Annotated in this window: 19 protein-coding genes and 1 riboswitch; of the genes, 7 read left to right on the top strand and 12 right to left on the bottom strand. The window is 69.9% G+C overall.

The annotated features are described in order from the left end of the window. Window positions 1-55: 55 nt before the first annotated feature. Window positions 56-460 carry a RidA family protein gene (locus tag J7E45_RS04485; RefSeq protein WP_091034715.1) on the bottom strand — a complete coding sequence of 135 codons (405 nt, stop codon included), beginning with the start codon at window positions 458-460 and terminating at the stop codon, window positions 56-58. Window positions 461-486: 26 nt separating this feature from the next. Between J7E45_RS04485 and J7E45_RS04480 the strand changes: the two genes are divergently transcribed. The 5 genes from J7E45_RS04480 to nagB all read left to right on the top strand — a co-directional run bounded on the left by J7E45_RS04480 (window position 487) and on the right by nagB (window position 8,006). Continuing rightward, window positions 487-1,704 carry an alanine racemase gene (locus tag J7E45_RS04480; RefSeq protein ID WP_251053476.1) on the top strand — a complete coding sequence of 406 codons (1,218 nt, stop codon included), beginning with the start codon at window positions 487-489 and terminating at the stop codon, window positions 1,702-1,704. Beyond that, the gene (locus J7E45_RS04475; RefSeq protein ID WP_215067434.1) at window positions 1,695-4,958 is read left to right on the top strand and encodes a family 20 glycosylhydrolase; all 3,264 of its coding nucleotides are present in this window, start codon (window positions 1,695-1,697) and stop codon (window positions 4,956-4,958) included. The genes J7E45_RS04480 and J7E45_RS04475 overlap by 10 nt, the downstream gene beginning before the upstream one ends. Before the next feature lie 79 nt (window positions 4,959-5,037). Continuing rightward, window positions 5,038-6,225 (top strand): ROK family transcriptional regulator, encoded by a 1,188-nt coding sequence (locus J7E45_RS04470; RefSeq protein WP_167634921.1) that lies wholly within the window; start codon window positions 5,038-5,040, stop codon window positions 6,223-6,225. A gap of 43 nt (window positions 6,226-6,268) precedes the next feature. Further along, on the top strand, window positions 6,269-7,234 hold the full coding sequence (locus tag J7E45_RS04465) for an ROK family protein (RefSeq protein ID WP_215067432.1): 966 nt from the start codon (window positions 6,269-6,271) through the stop codon (window positions 7,232-7,234). Further along, window positions 7,227-8,006 carry a glucosamine-6-phosphate deaminase gene (nagB, locus tag J7E45_RS04460; RefSeq protein ID WP_091034706.1) on the top strand — a complete coding sequence of 260 codons (780 nt, stop codon included), beginning with the start codon at window positions 7,227-7,229 and terminating at the stop codon, window positions 8,004-8,006. The genes J7E45_RS04465 and nagB overlap by 8 nt, the downstream gene beginning before the upstream one ends. A gap of 16 nt (window positions 8,007-8,022) precedes the next feature. Here nagB and J7E45_RS04455 read toward each other — a convergent pair whose 3' ends face one another. From J7E45_RS04455 to J7E45_RS04430, 6 genes are all read right to left on the bottom strand, one after another. After that, window positions 8,023-8,430, bottom strand: coding sequence for an NUDIX domain-containing protein (locus J7E45_RS04455; protein WP_215067430.1), 408 nt, complete (start codon window positions 8,428-8,430; stop codon window positions 8,023-8,025). Further along, window positions 8,423-9,787 (bottom strand): FAD-binding oxidoreductase, encoded by a 1,365-nt coding sequence (locus J7E45_RS04450; RefSeq protein WP_215067428.1) that lies wholly within the window; start codon window positions 9,785-9,787, stop codon window positions 8,423-8,425. Before J7E45_RS04450 ends, J7E45_RS04455 begins: the two co-directional genes overlap by 8 nt. A 22-nt stretch (window positions 9,788-9,809) precedes the next feature. Further along, window positions 9,810-10,181 (bottom strand): YrdB family protein, encoded by a 372-nt coding sequence (locus J7E45_RS04445; RefSeq protein ID WP_091034699.1) that lies wholly within the window; start codon window positions 10,179-10,181, stop codon window positions 9,810-9,812. A gap of 9 nt (window positions 10,182-10,190) precedes the next feature. Continuing rightward, the gene (locus J7E45_RS18040) at window positions 10,191-12,269 is read right to left on the bottom strand and encodes a sigma-70 family RNA polymerase sigma factor (RefSeq protein ID WP_215067426.1); all 2,079 of its coding nucleotides are present in this window, start codon (window positions 12,267-12,269) and stop codon (window positions 10,191-10,193) included. A 685-nt stretch (window positions 12,270-12,954) separates the two neighbouring features. Further along, window positions 12,955-14,127, bottom strand: coding sequence for an N-acetylglucosamine-6-phosphate deacetylase (locus J7E45_RS04435; protein WP_215067424.1), 1,173 nt, complete (start codon window positions 14,125-14,127; stop codon window positions 12,955-12,957). Next, window positions 14,124-15,635: a family 20 glycosylhydrolase gene (locus J7E45_RS04430; protein WP_215067422.1), complete on the bottom strand. Its 1,512-nt coding sequence runs from the start codon at window positions 15,633-15,635 to the stop codon at window positions 14,124-14,126. Before J7E45_RS04430 ends, J7E45_RS04435 begins: the two co-directional genes overlap by 4 nt. 106 nt (window positions 15,636-15,741) lie before the next feature. Next, window positions 15,742-15,826, top strand: a riboswitch (ZMP/ZTP riboswitch). 40 nt (window positions 15,827-15,866) lie between these two features. Between J7E45_RS04430 and glyA the strand changes: the two genes are divergently transcribed. Next, complete coding sequence (gene glyA, locus J7E45_RS04425) at window positions 15,867-17,141, top strand: serine hydroxymethyltransferase (RefSeq protein ID WP_215067420.1); 1,275 nt, start codon at window positions 15,867-15,869, stop codon at window positions 17,139-17,141. Then, the gene (locus tag J7E45_RS04420) at window positions 17,138-18,016 is read left to right on the top strand and encodes a bifunctional methylenetetrahydrofolate dehydrogenase/methenyltetrahydrofolate cyclohydrolase (protein WP_091034687.1); all 879 of its coding nucleotides are present in this window, start codon (window positions 17,138-17,140) and stop codon (window positions 18,014-18,016) included. Before glyA ends, J7E45_RS04420 begins: the two co-directional genes overlap by 4 nt. A gap of 87 nt (window positions 18,017-18,103) precedes the next feature. On the opposite strand, the gene J7E45_RS04415 is transcribed toward J7E45_RS04420, so the two are convergent. The 5 genes from J7E45_RS04415 to hpaD all read right to left on the bottom strand — a co-directional run bounded on the left by J7E45_RS04415 (window position 18,104) and on the right by hpaD (window position 22,256). Then, window positions 18,104-18,673, bottom strand: coding sequence for a hypothetical protein (locus J7E45_RS04415; RefSeq protein ID WP_215067418.1), 570 nt, complete (start codon window positions 18,671-18,673; stop codon window positions 18,104-18,106). A 57-nt stretch (window positions 18,674-18,730) separates the two neighbouring features. Beyond that, complete coding sequence (locus J7E45_RS04410; protein ID WP_215067415.1) at window positions 18,731-19,450, bottom strand: DUF6882 domain-containing protein; 720 nt, start codon at window positions 19,448-19,450, stop codon at window positions 18,731-18,733. Window positions 19,451-19,512: 62 nt separating this feature from the next. Then, window positions 19,513-20,313: an HpcH/HpaI aldolase/citrate lyase family protein gene (locus J7E45_RS04405; RefSeq protein ID WP_215067413.1), complete on the bottom strand. Its 801-nt coding sequence runs from the start codon at window positions 20,311-20,313 to the stop codon at window positions 19,513-19,515. After that, on the bottom strand, window positions 20,298-21,083 hold the full coding sequence (locus J7E45_RS04400; protein ID WP_091034677.1) for a fumarylacetoacetate hydrolase family protein: 786 nt from the start codon (window positions 21,081-21,083) through the stop codon (window positions 20,298-20,300). The genes J7E45_RS04405 and J7E45_RS04400 overlap by 16 nt, the downstream gene beginning before the upstream one ends. A gap of 9 nt (window positions 21,084-21,092) precedes the next feature. After that, complete coding sequence (gene hpaD, locus J7E45_RS04395; protein ID WP_091034676.1) at window positions 21,093-22,256, bottom strand: 3,4-dihydroxyphenylacetate 2,3-dioxygenase; 1,164 nt, start codon at window positions 22,254-22,256, stop codon at window positions 21,093-21,095. Between the last annotated feature and the right edge of the window lie 5 nt (window positions 22,257-22,261).

Genomic DNA, 22,261 nt, shown 5'->3' with positions numbered 1-22,261 from the left:
GATGGGAGGTAACGGGGAGGCAACGGTCCGTGATATCGTCCCTCCCCGCGTCCGGTCAGTCGACGATGGCGATGCCGTCGATCTCGACGAGCATCTCCTCGCGGGGGAGACCGGTGAAGACGGTGGTGCGGGAGGGGAGCACTCCGCTGGGGGTGTTCGCGGTCACGAAGGCGCCGTACGCATCGTTCATGATCGTGAAATCCTCGCGCTTGGTGAGATACACGCGCAGCATCACGACGTCGTCGAACGTCGCGCCGGATGCTTCGACGATGGCCTTGACGTTCTCGAGCGTGCGGGTGGTCTGCGCGGCGACGTCACCGGGGAAGAGGTACTCGTTCGTCTGCGGGTCGACCGGTCCCTGGCCGGACACCTGGACAAACGGGCCCTTGCGGATACCCTGCGAGAAGGTGTGTGCGGGAGCGGGGGCGGCATCGGTGGAAACTCGGGTCTTCGCGGTCATGCCATCCAGCCTAGTAGCCTTGTTAGATGCCTCTACAAATTCCGGATCCCGCTCTCGGCGCCTGGACGAAGGGCTTCCCGGCGCATGCTGGGGGACTCCCTCTTTCGGAGGTGGCCGGCGCCGGTCTGCACCTCTCCGACCTGGTCACTCCGGTGCTCACGGTGCATGAGGGCGCACTCGCGCACAACGAGGGAACCGTCTTCGCATGGGCGCGGGAGCAGGGGGTGCTGCTCGCGCCCCACGGTAAGACCACGATGGCGCCGGCGCTCTGGCAGCGGCTCCTCGATGCGGGCGCGTGGGGCATCTCGGTCGCGACACCGTGGCAGGCCGAGGTCGCCGTCGACGCCGGTGTCCCGACGGTGCTGATCGCCAATGGCGTCACGGATGCAGCGGCGGTGCGCCGCCTGAGCGCACTGCTCGCCGCCGATGACGGGCTGCGGGTGCTGTGCTGGGCGGACTCTCTCGCCGGCGTCTCGATCCTGGCGGACGGGATGCGCGGTGCCGTGCGGCCGCTCGACGTGCTGGTGGAACTCGGCGGCGCGCAGGGCCGCACCGGCGCCCGCAGCGTGGAGGAGGGCGAGCGGATCGCGCGGGCGATCTCGGAGGTTCCCGGGCTGCGACTTGCCGGTGTCGCCGGGTACGAAGGTCCGTTCGGGCCGGATCGCAGCGACGCTTCCGTCGCGGCCGTCGACGCCTATCTCCGGACCATTGTCGAGCTGCACACGCGCCTGGTGTACCCCGAAGGCATCCGTCCCGTGCTCAGCGCGGGTGGAAGCTCGTTCCCCGATCGAGCGGCAGCGGTGCTCGCGCCCGAGGGCGCCGATGCCGACGTCGTGCTGCGTTCGGGTGCCTTCCAGATCCACGACGACGGGTTCTACGCCCGCATGTCGCCGTTCGGCCCGTTGACCGGGACCGCGTCGCTCCGTTCCGCGATGCATGCCTGGTCGCGTGTCGTCTCGGCGCCGGAAGAGGGCCTCGCCCTGTTGGATGCGGGCCGTCGGGACGTGCCCTTTGATCTCGATCTGCCGGTCCCGCAGTCGGTCGACGGCGAGATCACGGCGCTCAACGATCAGCACGCGTTCCTGCGGTTGGCGGACGGCGCTTCGGCGGCGGTCGGCGACGTGGTGCGTCTGGGGCTCTCGCACCCTTGTACGGCGTTCGACAAGTGGCGGGTGGTCGCCGTGATCGACGACCCCGACGCCGAGGATCCGCGCGTGATCGGGGCGGTCGCGACATGCTTCTGAGCGCGGAGAAGGCCGCAGCGGGCCTGGTGCGGGTCTACCGCGGAGCGACCGTCGTCGACGGGACCGGGGCGGCCCGTTACGTCGCCGATGTCGCGGTCGAGGGCGCGCGGGTGGCCGCGGTCCTGCCGAAGGAAGCCACCGAGAGCCTCGAGCTTCCGGAGGGGGCGGTCGAGGTCGACGCGGCCGGCCTGGTGCTGGCGCCCGGATTCATCGACATGCACGCGCACAGCGAACTCGCCGTGCTGAGCGGCGCTGTCCACGAGGCGAAGATCCGGCAGGGCGTCACCACCGAGGTGCTCGGTCAGGACGGCCTCGGCTATGCCCCGCTCGACGACCACGCGGCCGCCGTGATCCCCGGCCAGATCGCCGGATGGAACGGCATGCCCGCCGAGGTGCCCTGGCGGACCATGGACGACCTGCTCGCCGCGATCGATGCCGCAGCGGTGGCCAACGCCGCAGTACTCGTGCCGCAGGGGAACCTCAGGATGATGGTCGTCGGGCATGAGAACCGCCCGGCGACGTCGGCCGAGATCTCCGCCATGGCGGACCTGCTCGGCGTGGCGCTGGATGCCGGTGCGTACGGGATGTCGAGCGGCCTCACTTATACGCCCGGGATGTACGCCGACACGGCGGAGCTCGAGGCGCTGTGCCGCGTGGTCGCGGAACGGGGTGGTTACTGGGCGCCGCACACGCGCAGCTACGGCGGGGGAGCGCTCGACGCCTATCGGGAGGCGCTCGACATCGGCCGCCGCACCGGGTGCCCCATCCACCTCACCCACGCCACGATGAACTTCACCCCGAACCGGGGGCGGGCAGCGGAACTCCTCGCCCTCATCGATGAGGCCATCGCGGATGGCGTCGACGTGACCCTGGACACCTATCCCTACCTGCCGGGAGCCACCACGCTCGCCGCACTGCTGCCGAGCAGGCTCGCCGCGACGGGCGACCTGTTGCGTGCCGTCGCCGAGCTCGACGCGGCCGGTCGGGAGGCGGTCCGCGTGGAGCTCGAGGAGGTCGGCTGTGACGGCTTCCACGGCGAGAGAGCCGACTGGACGCAGATCCAGATCTCGGGCACGGCCCATCCTGCCCTCGCCGACCTGGTCGGTCGGACGGTCGCCGAGATCGCCGAGACCACGGGGCGCCGAGCCGTCGACGTGGTGCTCGACACGATCGTCGCCGACGCCGGTGCCACCGGGATCCTGATGCACATCGGTGACGAGGAGAACGTCCGCGCGATCATGCGCCATCCGCAGCATGCGGCCGGCAGCGACGGGATCCTGATCGGCGCGCGGCCGCACCCCCGTGGCCGGGGCACGTTCCCGCGCTATCTCGGGCACTATGTGCGCGAGCTCGGCATCCTCACGCTGGAGGAAGCCGTGCAGCACCTGGCGGGCACGCCGGCCAGACGGCTGGGTCTCGACCGCGACGATGCTCCGCGCGGTGTCATCCGCTCCGGTGCGACCGCCGACCTGGTGCTGTTCGATCCGGAGACCATCGCCGCGGGCGCGACCTTCGACACGCCGTTCACCGCACCGCTCGGCATCGTCGAGGTGCTGGTCGGCGGAGTGCCCGTGGTCTCCGACGGCGAGCCCACCGGTGCCACTCCGGGGCGGGCTCTGCGGATGCCGCCGGCGCCCCATCGGGCCACGGTGCCGCGCATCGACGCACGCGTCGACCCGGTGGCACCCGGGTTCGCCTGGTCGGAGAAGACCCCCGTGCTCGCCCCCGCGGAGCTCGCCACCGTCGCGGGCCGGCTGGGTGGAGTCGGTCGCGACGACGGACAGCCGTGCATCCGCCTCGTGGTCGACGAGATGCTCGGCGCCGATGCTGCAGCGGCGGGGCGCATCGCCACCGAGGCGTTCCGCGTGACGGTGAGGGCATCGGGCATCGAGGTCCGGGGTGCGAGTCCCGCCGGCGTGTACCGGGGCACCACCGTGCTGCGGCAGCTCCGCGACCCCGACGGAGCGGCGACGCCGATTCCTGCCGGGGTGTGGGAGGGAGCGCCCGCCTATGCGTGGCGCGGCGCGATGCTCGACGTGGCACGTCACTTCCGCACCGCCGACGAGGTCCGTCGCCTCATCGACCTCCTGGCCGACCACCACCTCAACGTCCTGCACCTGCACCTCACCGACGACCAGGGCTGGCGGTTCGAGGTGCCGGGCTTCCCGCGGCTCACCGAGGTCGGTGCCCGTCGAGCGGCGACGCAGCGCGGCCACGGTCCGCTCGCGACCGTCGAGCCCGGCGTCCATGAGGGCTTCTACACGACGGCCGAGTTGCGTGATCTCGTCAGCTATGCCGCCGAACGCTTCGTGACACTTGTCCCGGAGGTCGAACTCCCCGGTCACGTGCAGGCCGCGCTCGCCGCCTATCCCGAACTCGGGAACATCGATGTCGGAGACCCGGTCGCGTCTCCGTGGGAGCGGTTCGGTGTGAACCCGCGCACGCTCGCGCCGACCGAGGCCTCGCTGGCATTCGGCCGTGCGGCCATCGACGCGCTGTGCGACGTGTTCGATTCGGAGTGGATCGGCATCGGCGGAGACGAGGTTCCGGTGACCGAATGGGCGCAGAGCGCTGCAGCCGCCACGCGGATGCAGGAGCTCGGGCTCGCCACCGCGCACGACGTGCAGCCGTGGTTCACGGCCCACTTCGTCGCCCACGTGCGCGCCAGAGGTCGCACGGCACTCGCGTGGGACGAGGTGCTCGAGGGTGATGTGCCCGAGGGCGTCCGGATCCTCGCCTGGCGGGGCCCGGTCGCGATGCGCGCGGCTCTCGCGCAGGGCATCGAGGTCGTGGCCTGCCCCGACCTCGAGGCGTACCTCGACTACCCGCAGTCCGAGTCCGCGGAGGAGCCCATCCGGGTCGGGCCGCCGCTGACGATCGAGCGTGCCTACACACTGCGCGTCGAGGACGGTGCCGTCGGTGGGCAGGCCAACGTCTGGAGCGAGCATCTGCCCACCCGTGATCGGGTCGACTTCGCGATGTTCCCCCGCCTGTCGGCGATCGCCGAGCGGCTCTGGGAGGGTGGCGACCCGGCACCGTATGCGGACTTCGGGCGACGTCTGCCGACGCAGCTGCGCCGCCTCCGCGCGGCGGGGGTGCGGTATCGTCCACTGGACGGACCTGCACCCGATCAGCGTCGTCCCGGGGTGCCCGGCAAACCTCTCACGGTCGAGGCGCGCGAGCTCATCGTCGCCGGCCTGGTGACGCGACTTCTCGAGCGTTCGGAGGATGCCTCCGCAGAGCTTCGAAAGTAATGTAACGTTTCGGTAACCCTCGTCGCCCCACTGCGGGGAGAGGTTGCACAAATTTTGTTCGTAAGGTCTACTAACAAACATGTCCGTTTCGGATGAACAGCGTCCCGCGCCGCCGGTAGAGTACCTCGGCGCGAACACGCATGCCTTCGGCCCGGGGCGCCACCTGCGCTCGCGAGCGAAAGTGCTCCCCGAGCACGCGCGCGGGCACAACCGCGCACTGGTCCTGCAGACGCTGTATCACGCCGGTGCGATGAGCCGTGCGGATCTCTCGCGCGAGACCGGGCTGACCCGAGTCACGATCTCCGACCTGGTCGCCGAGTTCATCGCCGACGGCATCGTCGTCGAGATGGGCGTCCGCGAGGCAGTCGGTCCGGGCAAGCCGCCGATCCTGATCGACATCGACCGCGTCGGCCATCAGATCCTCGGTCTCGATCTCTCGGGTCCCAGTGCTTTCACCGGTGCCGTGCTGAGCCTGGACGGCGACGTGCTCGAACGACGCGAGGTGCCGCGCCCGGACTCGCCCGACGGCGAAGCGGCGTATGCGGCCCTGCACGAACTCGCCCGGACCCTGGTCGCCGCCTCGACGCAGCCGCTGCTGGGAGTCGGCATCGGTACGCCGGGTGTCGTGCGCCCCGACGGGCTCGTCCTGAGCTCGCCGAACCTCGGCTGGACGAACTTCCCTCTCGAGGCGAAGCTCGGCATCGACCTCGACCTGCCCGTCCTCGCCAGGAACGATGCCAACGCCGCAGTGCTCGCCGAGTACACGTTCGGGGACGCGAAGGCCGACTTCATGCTGATCAAGATCGGCAAGGGCGTCGGTGCCGGTCTCATCACCGGCAGCCAGCCGTTGCTGGGCAGCCGCTTCGCGGCGGGGGAGATCGGGCACGTCGTCGTCGGCACCGACGGCGGTCCCCGATGCGCCTGCGGCAAGGACGGCTGTCTCGAAGCGTGGCTGAGCGTCAGCCGCCTGCGTGCGGCGCTGGAGTCCGAACCCGATGCCCGCGACGAGATCCTGCGCGATGCCGGAACGCGGATGGCGATCGCTGTCGCTCCGATCGTCGCTGCTCTCGACCTCTCCGAGGTCGTGCTCTCCGGTCCCGCCGATCTGCTCGACGGCATCCTGATCGACGCCGCGATCGAGACCCTGCATGCCCGCACGCTCGAGGGCGTGTTCGAGGACGTGGTCGTGCGCCGGACCCATCAGGAGGACATCGTCTTGCGCGGTGCCGCCGTGATGGTGCTCTCCGGCCAGCTGGGCGTGTCGTGACGATCCTCACCGCCACCGCCGAGACCGCGGGGAGCAGCATCCGATGAGCGGTGCGAGTGCTGCCGACCCCACCGGTCGGCAGATTCGAGTGGGCCTGGACGTCGGCGGAACCAAGATCGACGCCGTGGCCGTCGATTCCTCCGGGGAGATCATCGGGCGACTCCGCCGGGTCACCGGCTGGGGCGACGATGCCGTCGTCGAGAGCATCGTGACGGCCGTCAGCGCGCTCGCCGATGAAGTCGGCCTGTCGCTGTCGGACATCGGCTCCGTCGGAATCGGCATCCCCGGGCTGGTCGATGCCGACGCCGGGCGCGTCGATCATGCGGTCAACCTCGGCGTGGAATCTCTGGAACTCGCCGATCGGGCCGAACAGGCGCTCGGTATGCCGTTCCGAGTGGAGAACGACGTGAAGGCCGCGGCACTCGGAGCGGCGGCCCTGAGCGGGGTCACCGGGTCGATGGCGTATCTCAACCTCGGCACGGGCGTCGCCGCGGGCATCGTGATCGACGGCCACATCTGGCGCGGGGCCCGTGGCACGGCCGGGGAGGTGGGACACCTCTCAGTCGACCCGAAGGGACGCCTGTGCGGGTGCGGTCAGCATGGCTGCGTCGAGACGTTCTGCGGTGGCGGCGCGCTCGCCAAGGCGTGGGGCCGCCCGGGCGCGCTGCCGATCAGAGACATCTTCGACGCCGCGGACGCCGGCGATCCGCTCGCTCTCGCACTCCGCGCAGACCTCTTCCACGGCGCCGCTGCCGCGGTTCGGGTGCTCGTGCTCTCGGCCGACGTCGAGACCGTCGTCATCGGAGGAGGGCTCACGGCTCTCGGTGACCGTCTGGAGGCCGGCATCCGTGCGGCACTCCATGCCGGCGCCGACGCGTCGCCGTTCATGCGGTCCCTCCGCCTGGATGAGAGAATCGAACTGCTTCCGGCCGGGTCTCCCGCTGCCGCTTTCGGCGCCGCACTGGTCGGCGCATCCATCACCGAGAAGGAGATCGTCCCGCATGGCTGAGGTCGTCATCGTCGAGAATGCCGAGGCCGCAGGGGCCCTGGTCGCCACCGAGATCGTCGAGCTGATCGAACGCCGGGCGGATGCGGTGCTGGGGCTGGCGACCGGATCCACTCCGCTCCCCGTCTACCAGGCGCTGCGCACGCAGCTCGCGGGTCGCGACGTCTCGCAGGTGCGCGGCTTCGCCCTCGACGAGTACGTCGGCATCGACCCGGCGCACCCGGAGAGCTATCGCTCCGTGATCACGCGCGAGGTTGTGGAACCGCTCGGACTCGACCCGCAGCGGATCCACGTTCCCAACGGCGCTCTCGCGACGATCCAGCACGCCGGCGACGACTACGAGGCCGCCATCGATGCGGCCGGTGGGGTCGACCTGCAGATCCTCGGGATCGGCACCGACGGACACATCGGCTTCAACGAGCCGGGGTCGTCCTTCGCCTCGCGCACCCGTGTGAAGACGCTCACGGAGCAGACCCGCGAGGACAACGCGCGCTTCTTCGACTCGATCGACGACGTGCCGATGCACTGCATCACGCAGGGCCTCGGCACCATCCTGAAGGCGCGACACCTGGTGCTGCTCGCGTTCGGCGAAGGCAAGGCCCAGGCGGTCGCCGGTGCCGTCGAGGGGCCGCTCACCGCGCTCCTCCCGGGTTCCGCCATCCAGCTGCACCCGCACGCGACGATCGTCGTCGACGAGGCTGCGGCTTCGAGACTCGAACTCGCCGACTACTACCGCTACACGTTCGCGAACAAGCCGGCCTGGCAGGGCATCTGACGCCTGCTCGGCGCGCTCATCCCGCCGGCGTGGGCCAGGCGATCGGCAGCAGGTGCTCGACGCTCAGGGGCGCCAGGGGGAGCGTCGCGACGTCTGCCGGCGTGATCCATCGCAGTTCGGCGAGCTCCGCCTGGACCGTGACGGCTCCGGGGTCGACGGATGTCGCGAAGGCCGCAGCGACGACACGGTGCCCCGGCTCGTTCGCGGCCTCGGAGATGAAGGTCCCGAGCGGGTGAAGCTCACTCTCGTCGAGCGTGAGCCCCAGCTCCTCCTGGAGTTCGCGGATCAGAGTCTGCGCCGCGGATTCGCCCGGCTCGGGCTTGCCTCCCGGCTGCATGAACCGCGTGGTGCCCTGCTTGCGGACGACCAGCACCCGGCCTTCGGCATCGACGATCACGGCCGCGCTCACATGGATGTCAGGCATCGGGGCTGAACACCTTTCCCGGGTTGAGGATGCCGAGGGGATCGAACACCGCGGCGATCTGGCGCTGCAGCTGCCACTGGTCGTCACCGAGCTCTTCGGCGAGCCAGCGACGCTTCAGGACGCCGATGCCGTGCTCTCCGGTCAGCGTCCCGCCGAGGCGGATCGCTGCGCGGAACAACTCGTCGGCCGCCGCCCACACCCCGGGCGGCACGTCCGGGCCTTCGAAGAGGAAGTTGGGGTGCAGGTTGCCGTCGCCGGCGTGCGCGACCGTCGGGATGGTGAGCCCGTGTTCGCGCTCGATGCGCGCGATCTCGTCGAACATGGCGGGCATCGCGCTGCGCGGCACGGAGACGTCTTCGATGAGCGTGGTGCCCAGCGATGCCATCGCTGCGTGCATCGATCGGCGGATCGCGAGCAGCCGTTCGCCTTCGGCACGATCGTGCGAGACCACCGTCACACCGTGGTGGGAACGAAGGACCTCCGTGATGGCGTCGGCCTCGGCGCGGGCGGCAGGGCCGTCGGTCTGGATGGTGAGCTGGGCCGCTCCCGGCGTCGGGGCGGGGAGCCCGAGGAGCGCGTGCACGGCCGTGAGGCTCGCGGCATCCATCAGCTCCATGATCGCCGGCTGCACCCCTGCGGCGGTGACGGCGGCGGACGCGGCAGCAGCAGCACGCACGTCGGGGAAGGTGGCGACCACCGTGCAGGTCTCACCCGGCACGAGCCTGCGCAGCTTGAGGGTCGCTCCCACCACCACGCCGAGCGTTCCTTCGGAGCCGACGACCAGCGCGGTGAGGTCGAGGCCGGTGACGCCCTTGACGCTGCGGTGTCCGAGGTGCAGCAGCCGTCCGTCGGCGAGCACCAGGTCGACGCCGAGCACGGCATCGCGGACGACACCGTATTTGGCGCAGAGCAGTCCGCCGGCACCGGTGGCGATGTTGCCGCCCACCGTGGAGATGTCGCGACTGGCCGGGTCGGGCGCCCACCACAGCCCCTGTCGCGCGAGCTCGGCGTTGAGGTCGGCGTTCAGGATGCCGGGTTCGACGACCGCGAGCAGATCGTCCGGTCGCACCTCGCGGATCGCGGTCATCCGGCGGAGCGACAACACGATCTCGCCACTGCCGGCGTTGGCCGCACCGGCGAGTCCGGTGCCGGCTCCGCGGATCACGACAGGGGTGCGCGTGTGCGACGCGATGCGCATGGTCTGCTGGACGTGCTCGACCCGTTCCGCGTGGACGACGGCGATCGGGCGTCCGGCGGCGGCATGGCCGGAGCGATCCGCTCTGGCCTGCTCGAGAACCGCCTCGTCGGTGTCGACGAGCGCGCCGAGCGACTCCTTCAGGAGTGTCAGGACACTCATGGCCGCGCGCTCGACGGCAGGGTCACGACAGGGCGCGCCGACCGCTGAGGACGCCCGCGACGACGGCCACCAGGGCGAACGCGGTGCCGATCAGCGCCTGACCCATCGACCACCAGGCGATCGTGACGCCGACGTAGATCAGCAGCTCGACGGCGGCGCGGAGGAACGGGTGCACGCGCAGTACCGGGCGCGGCGACAGGAAGAGCGCCCAGATGAGGATTACGATCACCGGTGCGCCGATGCCGAGGATGATGTTCCATGGCAGGTCCCAGCTGGCGAAACCCCACAGGGCGAGAGAGGCGACGGCAGCGACCAGGACGACGGTGCGGACGACGTCGAGGGCGGAGATGGTCGGGCGCTCGACGCCGGGAACGGGTGCGGGATCCGAGGACATGCATCCAGTCTATTCGGCGGCCGGAGCGTCCTCGGCCGGTGCGACGGCGACGGTGTCGGCGGCGGGAGCCTCGGCGGCGGGGGCGGAATCGACCGGCTCCTCGGGAGCAGGTGCGACAGGCGCCGGTGCAGCCGGTGCGGGTGCCACGGGTGCCGGTGCAGGCTCGACGGGTGCGGGTGCCGGGGCGGGCTCGACGGGTGCCGGTGCAGCGGGTGCGGGCTCTGCGGGGGCCGGCTCTGCCTCCGCGGCGGTGACAGCCGTCGTGGTGTCGTCGCCCCCCAGGGCCTGCTCCGCCTCCTGCAGGACGGCCTCGACGGCGGCACCGGATTCGAGTGCCAGCAGCGTCGTGTCGGCGGACGGACCGACCTTGTCGGCCAGGACGTACCGGAACGTGATGACAGTCGTGTCGGCATTCCAGACCTGCCGGAAGCTCGGGCGAAGATCGATCGTCCCGGTGCCCGCGTCGTCGAGGACGATGCTGTCGCCACCGCCGCCGCTGCCATCGAGGAGCGCTTCGACGGTGGTTCCCGGTGCGCCGGTGATCGGCACGCTGTAGTGGATGGTGAAACCGCTGAACCAGATGCTCGCACCGGACCAGGTGGGTGCTTCCGTCGGGATAGCCGGGTCGACGGGGTCCACGGGGTCGACGGGGTCGACCGGGTCCACGGGATCGACGGGGTCGACCGGGTCCACGGGATCGACAGGATCGACCGGGTCCACGGGATCGACCGGGTCCACGGGGTCCACCGGATCTACGGGGTCGACAGGGTCCACGGGGTCGACGGAATTCGCGGGAGGAACGGGCGGAGCGACGACTGGACCGGCGTCTTCCAGAGGCTGCTCCCGCGAGGAGTCTTCCACCGGGGGGACGACGGGCGTCTCATCCGGCACGGTCTCCGGCTCATCGATGACGATCGGCTCGTCGAGGTTCAATGAGGCGTCGGGCCCGACCTGCGAAGTGATCGACGACGGGTCGGAGTCTCCGGCGCTGGGCTGCGATGTGGCCGGGTCCGCCCCGGCGAGTCCGGGGATGATGGTGGCCGCGGCGACGACGCCCGCGACGACCAAAGCTGCGGAGCCGGCACCGACGAGCGCACCGATTCCCGTGAAGACACCGCCGGTCGCGCCCGCTCCTGCGGTCGCACCGCCTCCGCCGGCTGCTCCGCCCGACCCGGTCGTCCCGCCGCTCGAGGAGGCGATGCCCGTCGCCGCCTGACCCGTCGGGTCTCCGGCGAACACGGCTCCCGGGATGCCGGACGGCATGGCAGCCAGCGCGACGATGGGCGTGCCGGCGCCCTGCAGGGTCGCAAGGTATCCCGCCGCGCCGGTGACACCCAGTACGAGGGGGAGCAGGACGAGGGCGAGGCGCTTGGAGACGTCTTTGGCCTCGGCCGCGACGATCATGCATCGGGCGCATTCGTCGAGGTGCAGCTCGAGGCGCTTGTGGTCACGGGTGCTGAGGTTGCCGCGCGAGTACGCGCCGAGATGTTCGATCGTCCACTGGCATTCGGAGCCTTCGTCGGCGCTGCGCAGATGGGCCTGGATCCAGGCTTCGCGGAGACCTTCGCGGGCGCGGAAGGCCAACTGCGACACCGCGCCGGACTTCATGCCCAGCAGGTGTCCGACTTCCTGCGGCTTCATCTGCTCGATCTCGGTGTACCAGAGCACCTCCTGCCAACGGGAGGGAAGGCTGCGGAATGCCTGCGCGGTGAGGCTCCGATCGAGCGCTTCGTTCGCGGCCTGGTCGGTGGTGTCGGGGTCGGCGACGGTATCGAGCTCATCGATCGCGGTCTCCCGGCGGGCACGACCCCATCCTGCGGCCGTGTTGCGGATGCTCGTGAAGAGGTAGGCGCGGAAGGAGCCGTTGGGGCCGCCGCCCTTGAGGATCGCCTGGTAGATGCGGGTGTACGACTCTTGGACCAGGTCGTCCGGGTCGATCGACGAGGTCACCGAGCGAGCGACTGCGAGGCCGGACGGGTAGTGGCGACGCCAGAGTTCGCCGAACGCGCCTGTGTCGCCCGAGCGGGCGCGCAGGATCAGGTCGGCGTCGCCGATCGGTTCGTCGTGAGTCGTGTTCTCTTCGTGCACAATCATCCATCTGTCGCGGGCGCATGTACGTCTCTACAGGGGGAGACGCGTGAGGGCGCCGCTCATCACGCGACTTCATCATTCTCTCGCGAATCTCCCAGCTAAGCCACCCTTCCCTGCGGATTCTGAACAGATATGAGGGTTCCCGCCAGGTCGACCGGAAGTCGACGGCTCGTATGGGCACGGTTGTACGAAGTTTTTTCGGAAGTCGCGTAATGAACTCGTGGGGTCGCCGTCTCATCCCATAGAGACAGCCGTACGAACTCCTCCGGGGGGCGGAGTTCAGGTGCTGGTGTGAAGGACATGCACCGGTCGGGCGGGTCGGGATCCTCGGGGGAGGAGACCCCGGCCCCCCATCTCTGCACACGAGGAACAGACCGTCGATCTGGGGACCGGCGGCCTCCCGCGTGGGTCGGTTTTCGGACCGAAGGGACTTCTCGAAGATTTTCGAGAAGTCGCGTAATGAATCGGTGGGGATGCCGTCTCATCCCATAGAGACAGCCGTACGAATCCCTCCGGGGGGCGGGATTCAGGCAGCGGTCGGTCGGGATCCTCGGGGGAGGAGACCCCGGCCACCGGCTCTGAGAGGGGAACGGGGCCGTCGATCTGGGGACCGGCGGCCCCCCACCCGAACCTGAATGACCGGAGAGCGCAGGGTTGCGCGTCGCGCGATGTTCTGCTGCCTCTAGGCGAGCAGCCGTGGTCCAGACCACACTCGTGCGACGTGCAGCTCGGCATCCAGCAGCACGGCATCGCCGAGCATGCCGATGCGGAGTCCGCCGAGTGCGGCGGAGCGGCCGATCGCCCGTGCCGGTGTCTCGGTGAGGGCCCGTACGGCCTCAGCGAGCTCCACGCCCGCGGCCACCGCCCGACGCAAGGCTACATCCTGGGTGAGGGTCGAACCGGCGATCGACCCGGTGCCATCGGCCCGCGCCACGCCGTTCTCGACGGTGACGCTCACCGCTCCGAGGTCGTAGTGGCCGTCCGCGCTTCCGGCCGCGGCCATGGCGTCGGTGATGAGGGCCACGCGACCGGGCGCGGAGTCGAACACGAGCTTGATGACGTGCGGGTCGAGGTGCACGTTGTCGGCGATCGCCTCCAGCACCACGCGATGATCTGCCGCCGCGGCGAGCACCGGCCCGGGAGCACGATGGTGGATGCCGGGCATGGCATTGAACGCATGGGTGAGGATCGACGCGCCGGCCTCGAACGCGGCGACCGCCATCGCCGCATCGGCATCGGTGTGTCCCACGGCTGCCGCGGATCCGGCGGCCACGATCTGCCGGATCGCATCGAGTCCTCCCGGAAGCTCGGGAGCGATCGTCACCTGGCGCACAGTGCCGCGCCCGGCATCGAGCAGGCGCGCGACGTCGGCCGCGACGGGGTGGCGCAGAAGCGTGGGCTCGTGCGCGCCGTGGTGGCCCGGGTCGAGGAAAGGTCCTTCGAGGTGCGAACCGAGGATGTCCGCGTCGGTCTCGGTCAGGTCGGCGATCGTGGCGACGTTGCGGGCGAGATCGTCGATCGACGCCGTCACCAGCGACACGACTGCCCGGGTGGTGCCGTGCGCGCGATGCAGATCGCGCCCGGTGCGGATCGCCTCCACCCCGTCGTCGAACGATGCACCGGCACCGCCGTGTCCGTGGATGTCGACGAACCCCGGGGTGAGCAGGGCGCCGGGACCGGGAACCGCCGCGGCGTCGATGACCTCATCGGCGGGCGACCAGTCGGCGCCGGTGCCACGAGCGGTGACCGTGCCGTTCTCGATGCGGAGCCAGCCGTCTTCGGTGATCTCGCCGCGATCGACGATCCTGGCCGAATGGACGACCAGCGAACCGGTCGCGGAGGAGTGGGTGCTCAACGTTCGCTCCAGGGGATCTCGTCTGCGGGGTGGAAATCGATCCCCTCAGCCTTCCACAGCGGTGAGAGCGCCCCGACCCGCACGCGGAACGACTCCCAGACGCGCTCGGGCGCCCGTCGCGGCGACCAGGCGACCTCGGCCTGGGCGGCCACGCGGGGGAAGACCAGCTGCTCGACATCGCCGAGAGTGCGCGTGGTCTCGGACCACAGCGGCGCTTCGACGCCGAGGATCGCGGCATCCGGCACGTCGAGGACCGCGGTCGGCTCCCACTCGTACGCGGAGCGGACGTCGATGATCGCGGCCCAGGTGAGTCCGAGCGGGAAGTCCTCGGTGTACTTCATGTCGAGGTAGGTGACATCGGCCGCGGACATGATCAGTGCGCCGCCGCGCTCGACGAAGTGCGCGGCCTCTTCGGCGTGGGTGCCCTCGGGGGTCGTCTTGCCCCAGTACTGCCCGATCGTGCCCTCGGCGATGTTCGCCGCCGACCCCATCTCGTGCCAGGCGACGGGGGTCTTGCCGGCTTCGACCACGATCGCGGTGGCGCGTTCGGCGAACAGGTCGAAGTCGGCCTGGGGGGTGCCGAGCGACTCGTCGCCGCCGATGTGGATATACGGACCGGGGGTCATCTCGGCCAGTTCGCGGACGACATCGCGCACGAAGTCGTACGTGCGCTCCTCGTGGATGCGCACGCTGGAGTGCCCGACCCCCCAGCCCAGGTAGCTTGCGCCGGCGACCGGCAGCGCCTGGCCGAGGCGTACCGAATCCGCGATCAGGTTGTCGTTCATGACCGGCTCCTCGACGAGTTCCGGGTAGGCGACGCCGATCGCGTGCGTGTGGCCGGGGAGGTCGATCTCGGGAATCACGATCATGTGGCGTGAGGCGGCGTATTCGACGATCTCGCGGTAGTCGTCCTTCGAGTAGAAGCCGCCAGGGTCGCCGTTCGCCGATGTGCCGGCGGCCAGCTCGGTGAGCCGCGGCCAGGAGTCGATGTGCACACGCCATCCCTGGTCGTCGCTGAGGTGGAGGTGCAGGTGGTTGAGCTTGAGGGCGCTCGTGCTGTCGATGAACTTCTTCACGTCGTCGACGCCGAAGAAGTGCCGGGCCACGTCGAGCATCACGCCGCGCCGGGCGAAGCGGGGAGAGTCTGCGATGTCGGCGCCGAGCAGCGTCCAGCCGGTGTCGTCCTGCCGGAGCAGCTGCAGCAGTGTCTGCACGCCGTAGAAGAGCCCTGCCTCGTCGGCGCCGATGACGACGGCGCGCTCGCCGATCTCGAGCGTGTAGCCCTCCGGTGCCGACGAGTTCGGGTCGACGAACAGCTCGATCTCGGCGGAGGGCTCGTCGGCGACGGCGAGGCGGATGCCGGTGCGGCGCTCGACCGCGTCGATCAGCTGGGCGGCGGCGGGGGAGGAGCCGAGCACGCGCGTCGTCGCGGTGACCGGCATCCGCCCGTCTCGTGCGGCGGCGGACACGGGCACGGGCACGAGAGGAAGAGGATGAGGAAGGACCATGAACAAAACCTACCTGCCGTGGCCTCTCAGCGGAACGGGGAATCGAATCGATTCTGCGGCGGTCGTCGAAACGACCGCGCTCGCCGCCTCGGGCATCCGCTATGCTCGTAACCGTCGCGACTGGCGTCTGGGTGGACTACCACCGGGGAGCGACTGACCACGGAATTCGACCGCGCGCCTGGGCCGATAGGAACACCCCTTTCGAATCCGTAGTCAGAGGAGCATGTCACCATGACCGACCGTTACTTCAACGCCCCGCTCTCCGAGGTCGATCCCGAGATCGCGCAGGTCCTCGACCGTGAGCTGAAGCGTCAGCAGACCTTCCTCGAGATGATCGCCTCGGAGAACTTCGTTCCCGTCTCGATCCTGCAGTCGCAGGGTTCCGTGCTCACGAACAAGTACGCCGAGGGCTACCCCGGCCGCCGCTACTACGGTGGCTGCGAAGAGGTCGACGTCGCGGAGTCCCTCGCGATCGAGCGGGCGAAGAGCCTGTTCGGCGCCGAGTTCGCGAACGTGCAGCCGCACTCGGGCGCCTCGGCGAACGCTGCTGTCCTGCACGCGATCGCCCGCCCCGGCGACACGCTGCTCGGCCTCTCCCTCGACCAGGGCGGCCACCTCACGCACGGCATGAAGATCAACTTCTCCGGCCGGCTCTACGACATCGTCGCGTACGGCGTCGACCCCGCGACCTCGACCATCGACATGGCGGAGGTCCGTCGCCTCGCGATCGAGCACAAGCCCAAGGTCATCATCGCCGGCTGGTCGGCCTACCCGCGCACCATGGACTTCGCGGCCTTCCGCGAGATCGCCGATGAGGTCGGCGCGCTGCTCTGGGTCGACATGGCGCACTTCGCCGGTCTGGTCGCCGCGGGTCTGCACCCGAACCCGGTTCCTCACGCCCACGTCGTCTCGTCGACCGTGCACAAGACGATCGGCGGCCCCCGCTCGGGCTTCATCCTCACGAACGACGCCGAGCTCGCCAAGAAGATCAACACCGCGGTCTTCCCGGGCCAGCAGGGTGGACCGCTCATGCACGTGATCGCCGCCAAGGCGACCGCGTTCAAGCTCGCCGGCACTCCGGAGTTCAAGGAGCGCCAGGAGCGCGTGCTGCGCGGTGCGAAGCTCATCGCCGAGCGCCTGTCGCAGCAGGATGTGAAGGATGCCGGCATCGCGGTGCGCTCGGGCGGCACCGACGTGCACCTGGTGCTGGTCGACCTGCGCGACGCCGAGATCGACGGCAAGCAGGCGGAAGATCTGCTGCACGACATCCACATCACCGTGAACCGCAACGCCGTTCCGAACGACCCGCGTCCGCCGATGGTCACCTCGGGTCTGCGCATCGGTACGCCGGCGCTCGCGACCCGCGGTTTCGGCGACGCCGAGTTCACCGAGGTCGCCGACATCATCGCCCTCGCGCTGCTCCCCGGTGCCGATGTCGAGTCGCTGCGCGCCCGCGTCGACGCGCTGGCCGCCGCGTTCCCGCTCTACCCGGACCTCCAGCAGTGACCGCGAAGATCCTCGACGGGAAGGCAGCGTCGGCAGCGATCCGTGCCGAACTCACGGAACGCGTCGCGGCGCTGAAGGAGCGGGGCGTCACCCCGGGCATCGCGACGGTGCTCGTGGGTGCAGACCCGGCATCGCAGCTGTACGTGGGCATGAAGCATCGGCAGTCCGAGGCGATCGGGATGAACTCGATCCAGCGCGAGCTGCCGGCGGATGCGACGCAGGCCGAGGTCGAGGCGCTGATCGACGAGCTCAACGCCGACCCCGCGTGCCACGGCTACATCGTGCAGCTGCCGCTGCCGAAACACCTCGACACGGATGCGATCCTCGAGCGGATCGACCCGGCGAAGGATGCCGACGGACTGCACCCGACCAACCTCGGGCGTCTGGTGCTGAACGTCAACGGTCCGATCCACACGCCGCTGCCCTGCACGCCGCGCGGCGTGATCGAGCTGCTGCTGCGCAACGATTACGACCTCAAGGGCAAGCACGTGGTCGTGGTCGGGCGCGGCGTCACCATCGGCCGCTCCATCGGGCTGCTGCTCACCCGCCGCGACCTCAACGCGACGGTCACGCTGACGCACACCGGCACCGTCGACATGCCGCGGTACCTGCGCGAGGCCGACGTGATCGTGGCCGCGGCCGGTGTCAAGCACCTGATCCGCGCCGAGGACGTCAAGCCCGGTGCCGCCGTGCTCGACGTGGGCGTGACGCGCGAGACGCACCCGGAGACCGGCAAGAGCCTGGTCTTCGGTGACGTGGCGCCCGAGGTCGCGGATGTCGCGGGCTACATCTCGCCGAACCCCGGCGGTGTCGGGCCGATGACGGTCGCCCTGCTCATGACGAATGTCGTGGAGGCAGCCGAGCGGGTCGTGTAGCCCCCCGGGTCGTCGCAGATACGCACGATGTCGCAGGAATCCGTGAGATTCCTGCGACATCGTCGTATACCTGCGACGTAGGGGCGGTCAGCCGAGTTCGTCGAGCATCCGGCGCTGCTCGGGCGTGAGTCCGTCGGCGAGCTCGTCGCGTGCCGCGGTCGTCTCGGGGGACTCCGGTGCGGCGCGTGTGGCGGTGGTCGTCGCGGGTGCGGGCTTCGCGCGCCCGCCCTTCACCCGCGCCTGCACGGAGTCGTAGATCTCCCCGGCTTTGGCCCGCATCCTGTCGTCGATCTGGTCGTAGATCATCCAGCCGAACAGCAGGGCGAGCGGGGGCAGCACGAACGCCCAGAAACCGGATGCGCGCACGCCGCTCAGCCACACGGTGAGCACCCAGACGATGAGCTCGACGAGGTAGACCAGCACGTATTGCACGATCTTCTCGCCGGTCTTCGTGCGTTCGGCGGCCGACTTCGCGGCGGACTTGCGGAAGGCGCCGGCGATCAGCGGCTTCACGAAGAGTGCGGCGAGGGTCAGGATGACCGATGCCCACAGGGCATTGAACCCGACGGAGACGCCGGGCAGCAGCAGACCGATCAGCAGCAGCACCGCGACATTGAACACGTAGAGCGCCGCGAACCGGACGATTCCGTTCTTCATGCGACCAGAATCCCACAGATCGCGGTGACGCGGATGCGGAGCGGGCGCCCCGTGCGGTCAGCCCTGTGGGTGCAGCGTGCTCTCGATGCCGCTGATGCGGGCCTGCTCGTCGAACCGGAACGTCGCCGTGCCGGTGGTGTCCGACACGGACGCGCCCGAGAAGGCCTCGTCGGTCCAGGTCAGCGTCCAGCCGGCGAGTCGGGCGAGGTCCCACACCGCGGTGCGGGCGTCGGGCAGGTCTGCTCCGGCGAGCACACGGGGGAGGGCGACGACCGCGTCGGCGACGGTGAGCGGCGGGAGCGGGGCGTCGAGCAGGAAGACCGCGCGGGTGCCGTTGCCGACGGGGGCGGAGTAGTACGGAGAGCGTCCGGTCAGTTCGACGGCGACCCCGCCGATGGTGTGCGCCGCCTGTGCGATCCAGTCGTCGTCGCCGGCGCCCTCGGGGAACGGCAACTCCGAGGTCGTCAGAGCCGCGATGCCGTGCTCGGTGCCGTATGCGTGCAGCTGGGCGGCGACGCCCTGGGGATCGCCGTTGGGGTGCGCCCAGGCCCACAGCAGCGAACGGGGGCCCGGCGCGATCGTCGCGATCAGGTGCGCGCGGGCGACGAGCTGCCTCGAGGGGTCGTCGTTCGCCGTGAAGGTGAGCGTGCCGGCGGCCATGTCCGCGTCCCAGCGGTGCTCACCGAGGGCGTCGGCGGCGGCGGAGAGGGCGTCCTGTCGGAGTGCCACGAAGATGGCGGCACGGTCGGCGAGGGGCTGGAGCGCGGCGAAGGTCATGCCGACAGTCTCGCGGCAAATGCTATGAATCCGCTAGCTCGCGCACCGTTCGTGTGAGCAGTTCAGTAGCTGGCGCGCGCCGTTCCATCCGCGGCGATGAAGCGGGCGGCCAGGGCCTCGGATGCTCTGGCCAGCAAGGCGACGTCGGCGCCCACGGCCACGAAGTCGGCGCCTGCTGCGAGGTACGCGTCGGCGGCGGCGGGATCGAACGCGTTCACACCCACGGCCTTGCCCGCAGCCTTCACCGCAGCGAAGACCTTTTCGACCGCAGCGGTGACATCGGGATGCGTCTGCTGACCGAGGAGCCCCATCGATGCCGACAGGTCGGACGGTCCGACGAAAACGGCATCCACGCCGTCGACCGCGGCGATGTCGGCCGCGGCCTCGACCCCTGCGGACGTCTCGATCTGCACCGTCAGCGAGACATGCTGCGCGGACTCCTGCAGATACCGGTCGACGCGGTTCCATCGGGCGCTGCGGGCCAGGGCGCTTCCCACTCCGCGCACACCCTCCGGCGGGTAGCGGGTGGCAGCCACGGCGGCGCGGGCCTCATCGGCGGAAGACACCATCGGGACGATCAGGTTCTGTGCCCCGAGATCGAGGATCTGCTTGATCGCGACCGTGTCGTTCGACGGCACCCGCACGAGCGGGGCGATCGGATAGGCGGCGACGGCCTGCAGCTGCTGCAGCACGGACTCGAGCGTGTTCGTCGAGTGCTCCATGTCGATCAGCAGCCAGTCGAGCCCAGACCCTGCGGCGACCTCCGCGAGAAGCGGGCTGCCGGAGCAGACCCACATGCCCACGAACGGGCGATCGGAGTCCGCGAGCTGTTCGCGGAAGGAGGGGTCTAGACGAAGCGGCATGCGATTGTTCCCATCGGTCCGTAATCGCACAGCACTTCATCGCCACGCGACACCCACATCGGGCGCGTGAACGATCCTGCCAGGATGATCTCGCCTGCTTCGAGACGCGCGCCGTGCTGATGGAACTTGTTCGCGAGCCAGGCGACACCGGTCGCCGGGTGGCCGAGGACTCCGGCGGCCACGCCGGTCTCCTCGATCTCGCCGTTGCGGGAGAGGACGCCCGGTACCCAGCGCAGGTCGATCTCGTCCGGACGTCGACGCTCCGTGCCGAGCACCATCGCACCGTAGGCGGCGTTGTCGCTGATGGTGTCGACGATCGTGCGACCCTCGAGCTCGATGTGGGAGTTGAGCACCTCGAGCGCCGGGACGGCGTAATCGATCGCCGCGAGAGCATCCTCGAGGGTGCAGTCGGGGCCTTCCAGCGGCGTCTTCAACACGAAGGCCAGCTCGACCTCGATGCGCACGTTCGAGAAGTGGTCCACCGGGATCTCGGCGCCGGACTCGTAGACCGTGTCGTCGAACATCACGCCGTAGTCCGGCTCGGTGATGCCCGTCGCCTGCTGCATCGCCTTGGACGTCAGCCCGATCTTGCGCCCGACGAGCCGGCGGCCGGCCGCGAGGTTCTGGTCTCGCCAGACGCCCTGAATCGCGTACGAGTCCTCGACCGTCGCCTCCGGGTAGCGTGCAGTGATGCGCGGGATCACGCTGTGCGTGCGGTCGGCTTCGGCGAGCTCTGCCGCGATCGCCGAGATGGTCTCGTCTGACAGCATCCGTGCCTCCTAGAGCTGGTGGCCGAGCTTGTACTCGCCCTGCTTGTACTCGGGCATGGTCTTGTCGTCTTCGGCGCGGGTGTACGAGAAACCGTCGGCGCCGATGGTCACCGCCATCTCGCTCGAGTCGGTGCGGGCGACGACGGGCTGCGGGTTGCCGTCGAGGTCGAGCACGAGCGAGGCATCCGTGTACCAGGAGGGGACGACGGGGTTCCCCCACCAGTCGCGGCGCTGGTTGTCGTGCACGTCCCACGTGACGACCGGGTTGTCGGGGTCGCCCGTGTAGTAGTCCTGCGTGTACACCTCGACGCGGTGTCCGTCGGGGTCGCGCAGGTACAGGTAGAACGCGTTCGAGACGCCGTGGCGGCCGGGGCCGCGCTCGATCGCATCGGAGCGGCGGAGCGCGCCGAGCTTGTCGCAGATCGCGAGGATGTTGTGCTTCTCGTGCGTCGCGAAGCACACGTGGTGCATGCGCGGCCCGTCGCCGCCGGTCATGGCGGTGTCGTGCACGGTGGGCTTGCGTCGCATCCACGCGGCGTAGACCGTGCCCTCCTCGTCCTGGATGTCTTCCGTGACGCGGAAACCGAGGTCCTGCATGAAGCCGACGGCCCGCGGCACGTCGGGGGTGACCTGGTTGAAGTGGTCGAGGCGCACCAGCTCGCCGGGAATGTGGAGGTCATAGCGCCACGACATCCGCTCGACGTGCTCGGTGGCGTAGAAGAACTCGTACGGGAAGCCGAGCGGGTCGACCACGCGCACGGAGTCGCCGATGCCCTTCACGAAGCCGTTCTCGTTCCGACGCACGTCGCAGCCGAGCTCGGTGTAGAACTCGACCGCGCGGTCGAGTTCTTCCGGCGTGCGGACCCGGTACGAGAAGGCGGCGACGGCGGCGATCGGTCCCTTGCGCAGCACCAGGTTGTGGTGGATGAACTCCTCGGTCGAGCGCAGGTAGATCGCCTCGTCGTCCTCTGCGGTCACGTAGAGACCCAGGACGTCGACGTAGAACTGACGGGAGGCCGCGAGGTCGGTGACCACGAGCTCCATGTACGCGCAGCGGAGGATGTCCGGCGGCGTGCTCTTCGGCGTCGCCACGGGGTTCTCCGGGTGGATCGGCGCCTCCTGGGAGACGTAGAAGCCGGAGGAGGTCAGGGTCATGTCTTCGCGGTGTGTCATGTCAG

The sequence above is a fragment of the Microbacterium sp. ISL-59 genome, assembly GCF_018613945.1.
In the GTDB taxonomy this organism is placed as follows: Bacteria; Actinomycetota; Actinomycetes; order Actinomycetales; family Microbacteriaceae; genus Microbacterium; species Microbacterium oxydans_B.
Note: the sequence above shows the minus strand (reverse complement) of the source record. Positions and strands in the feature narration are given on the sequence as shown.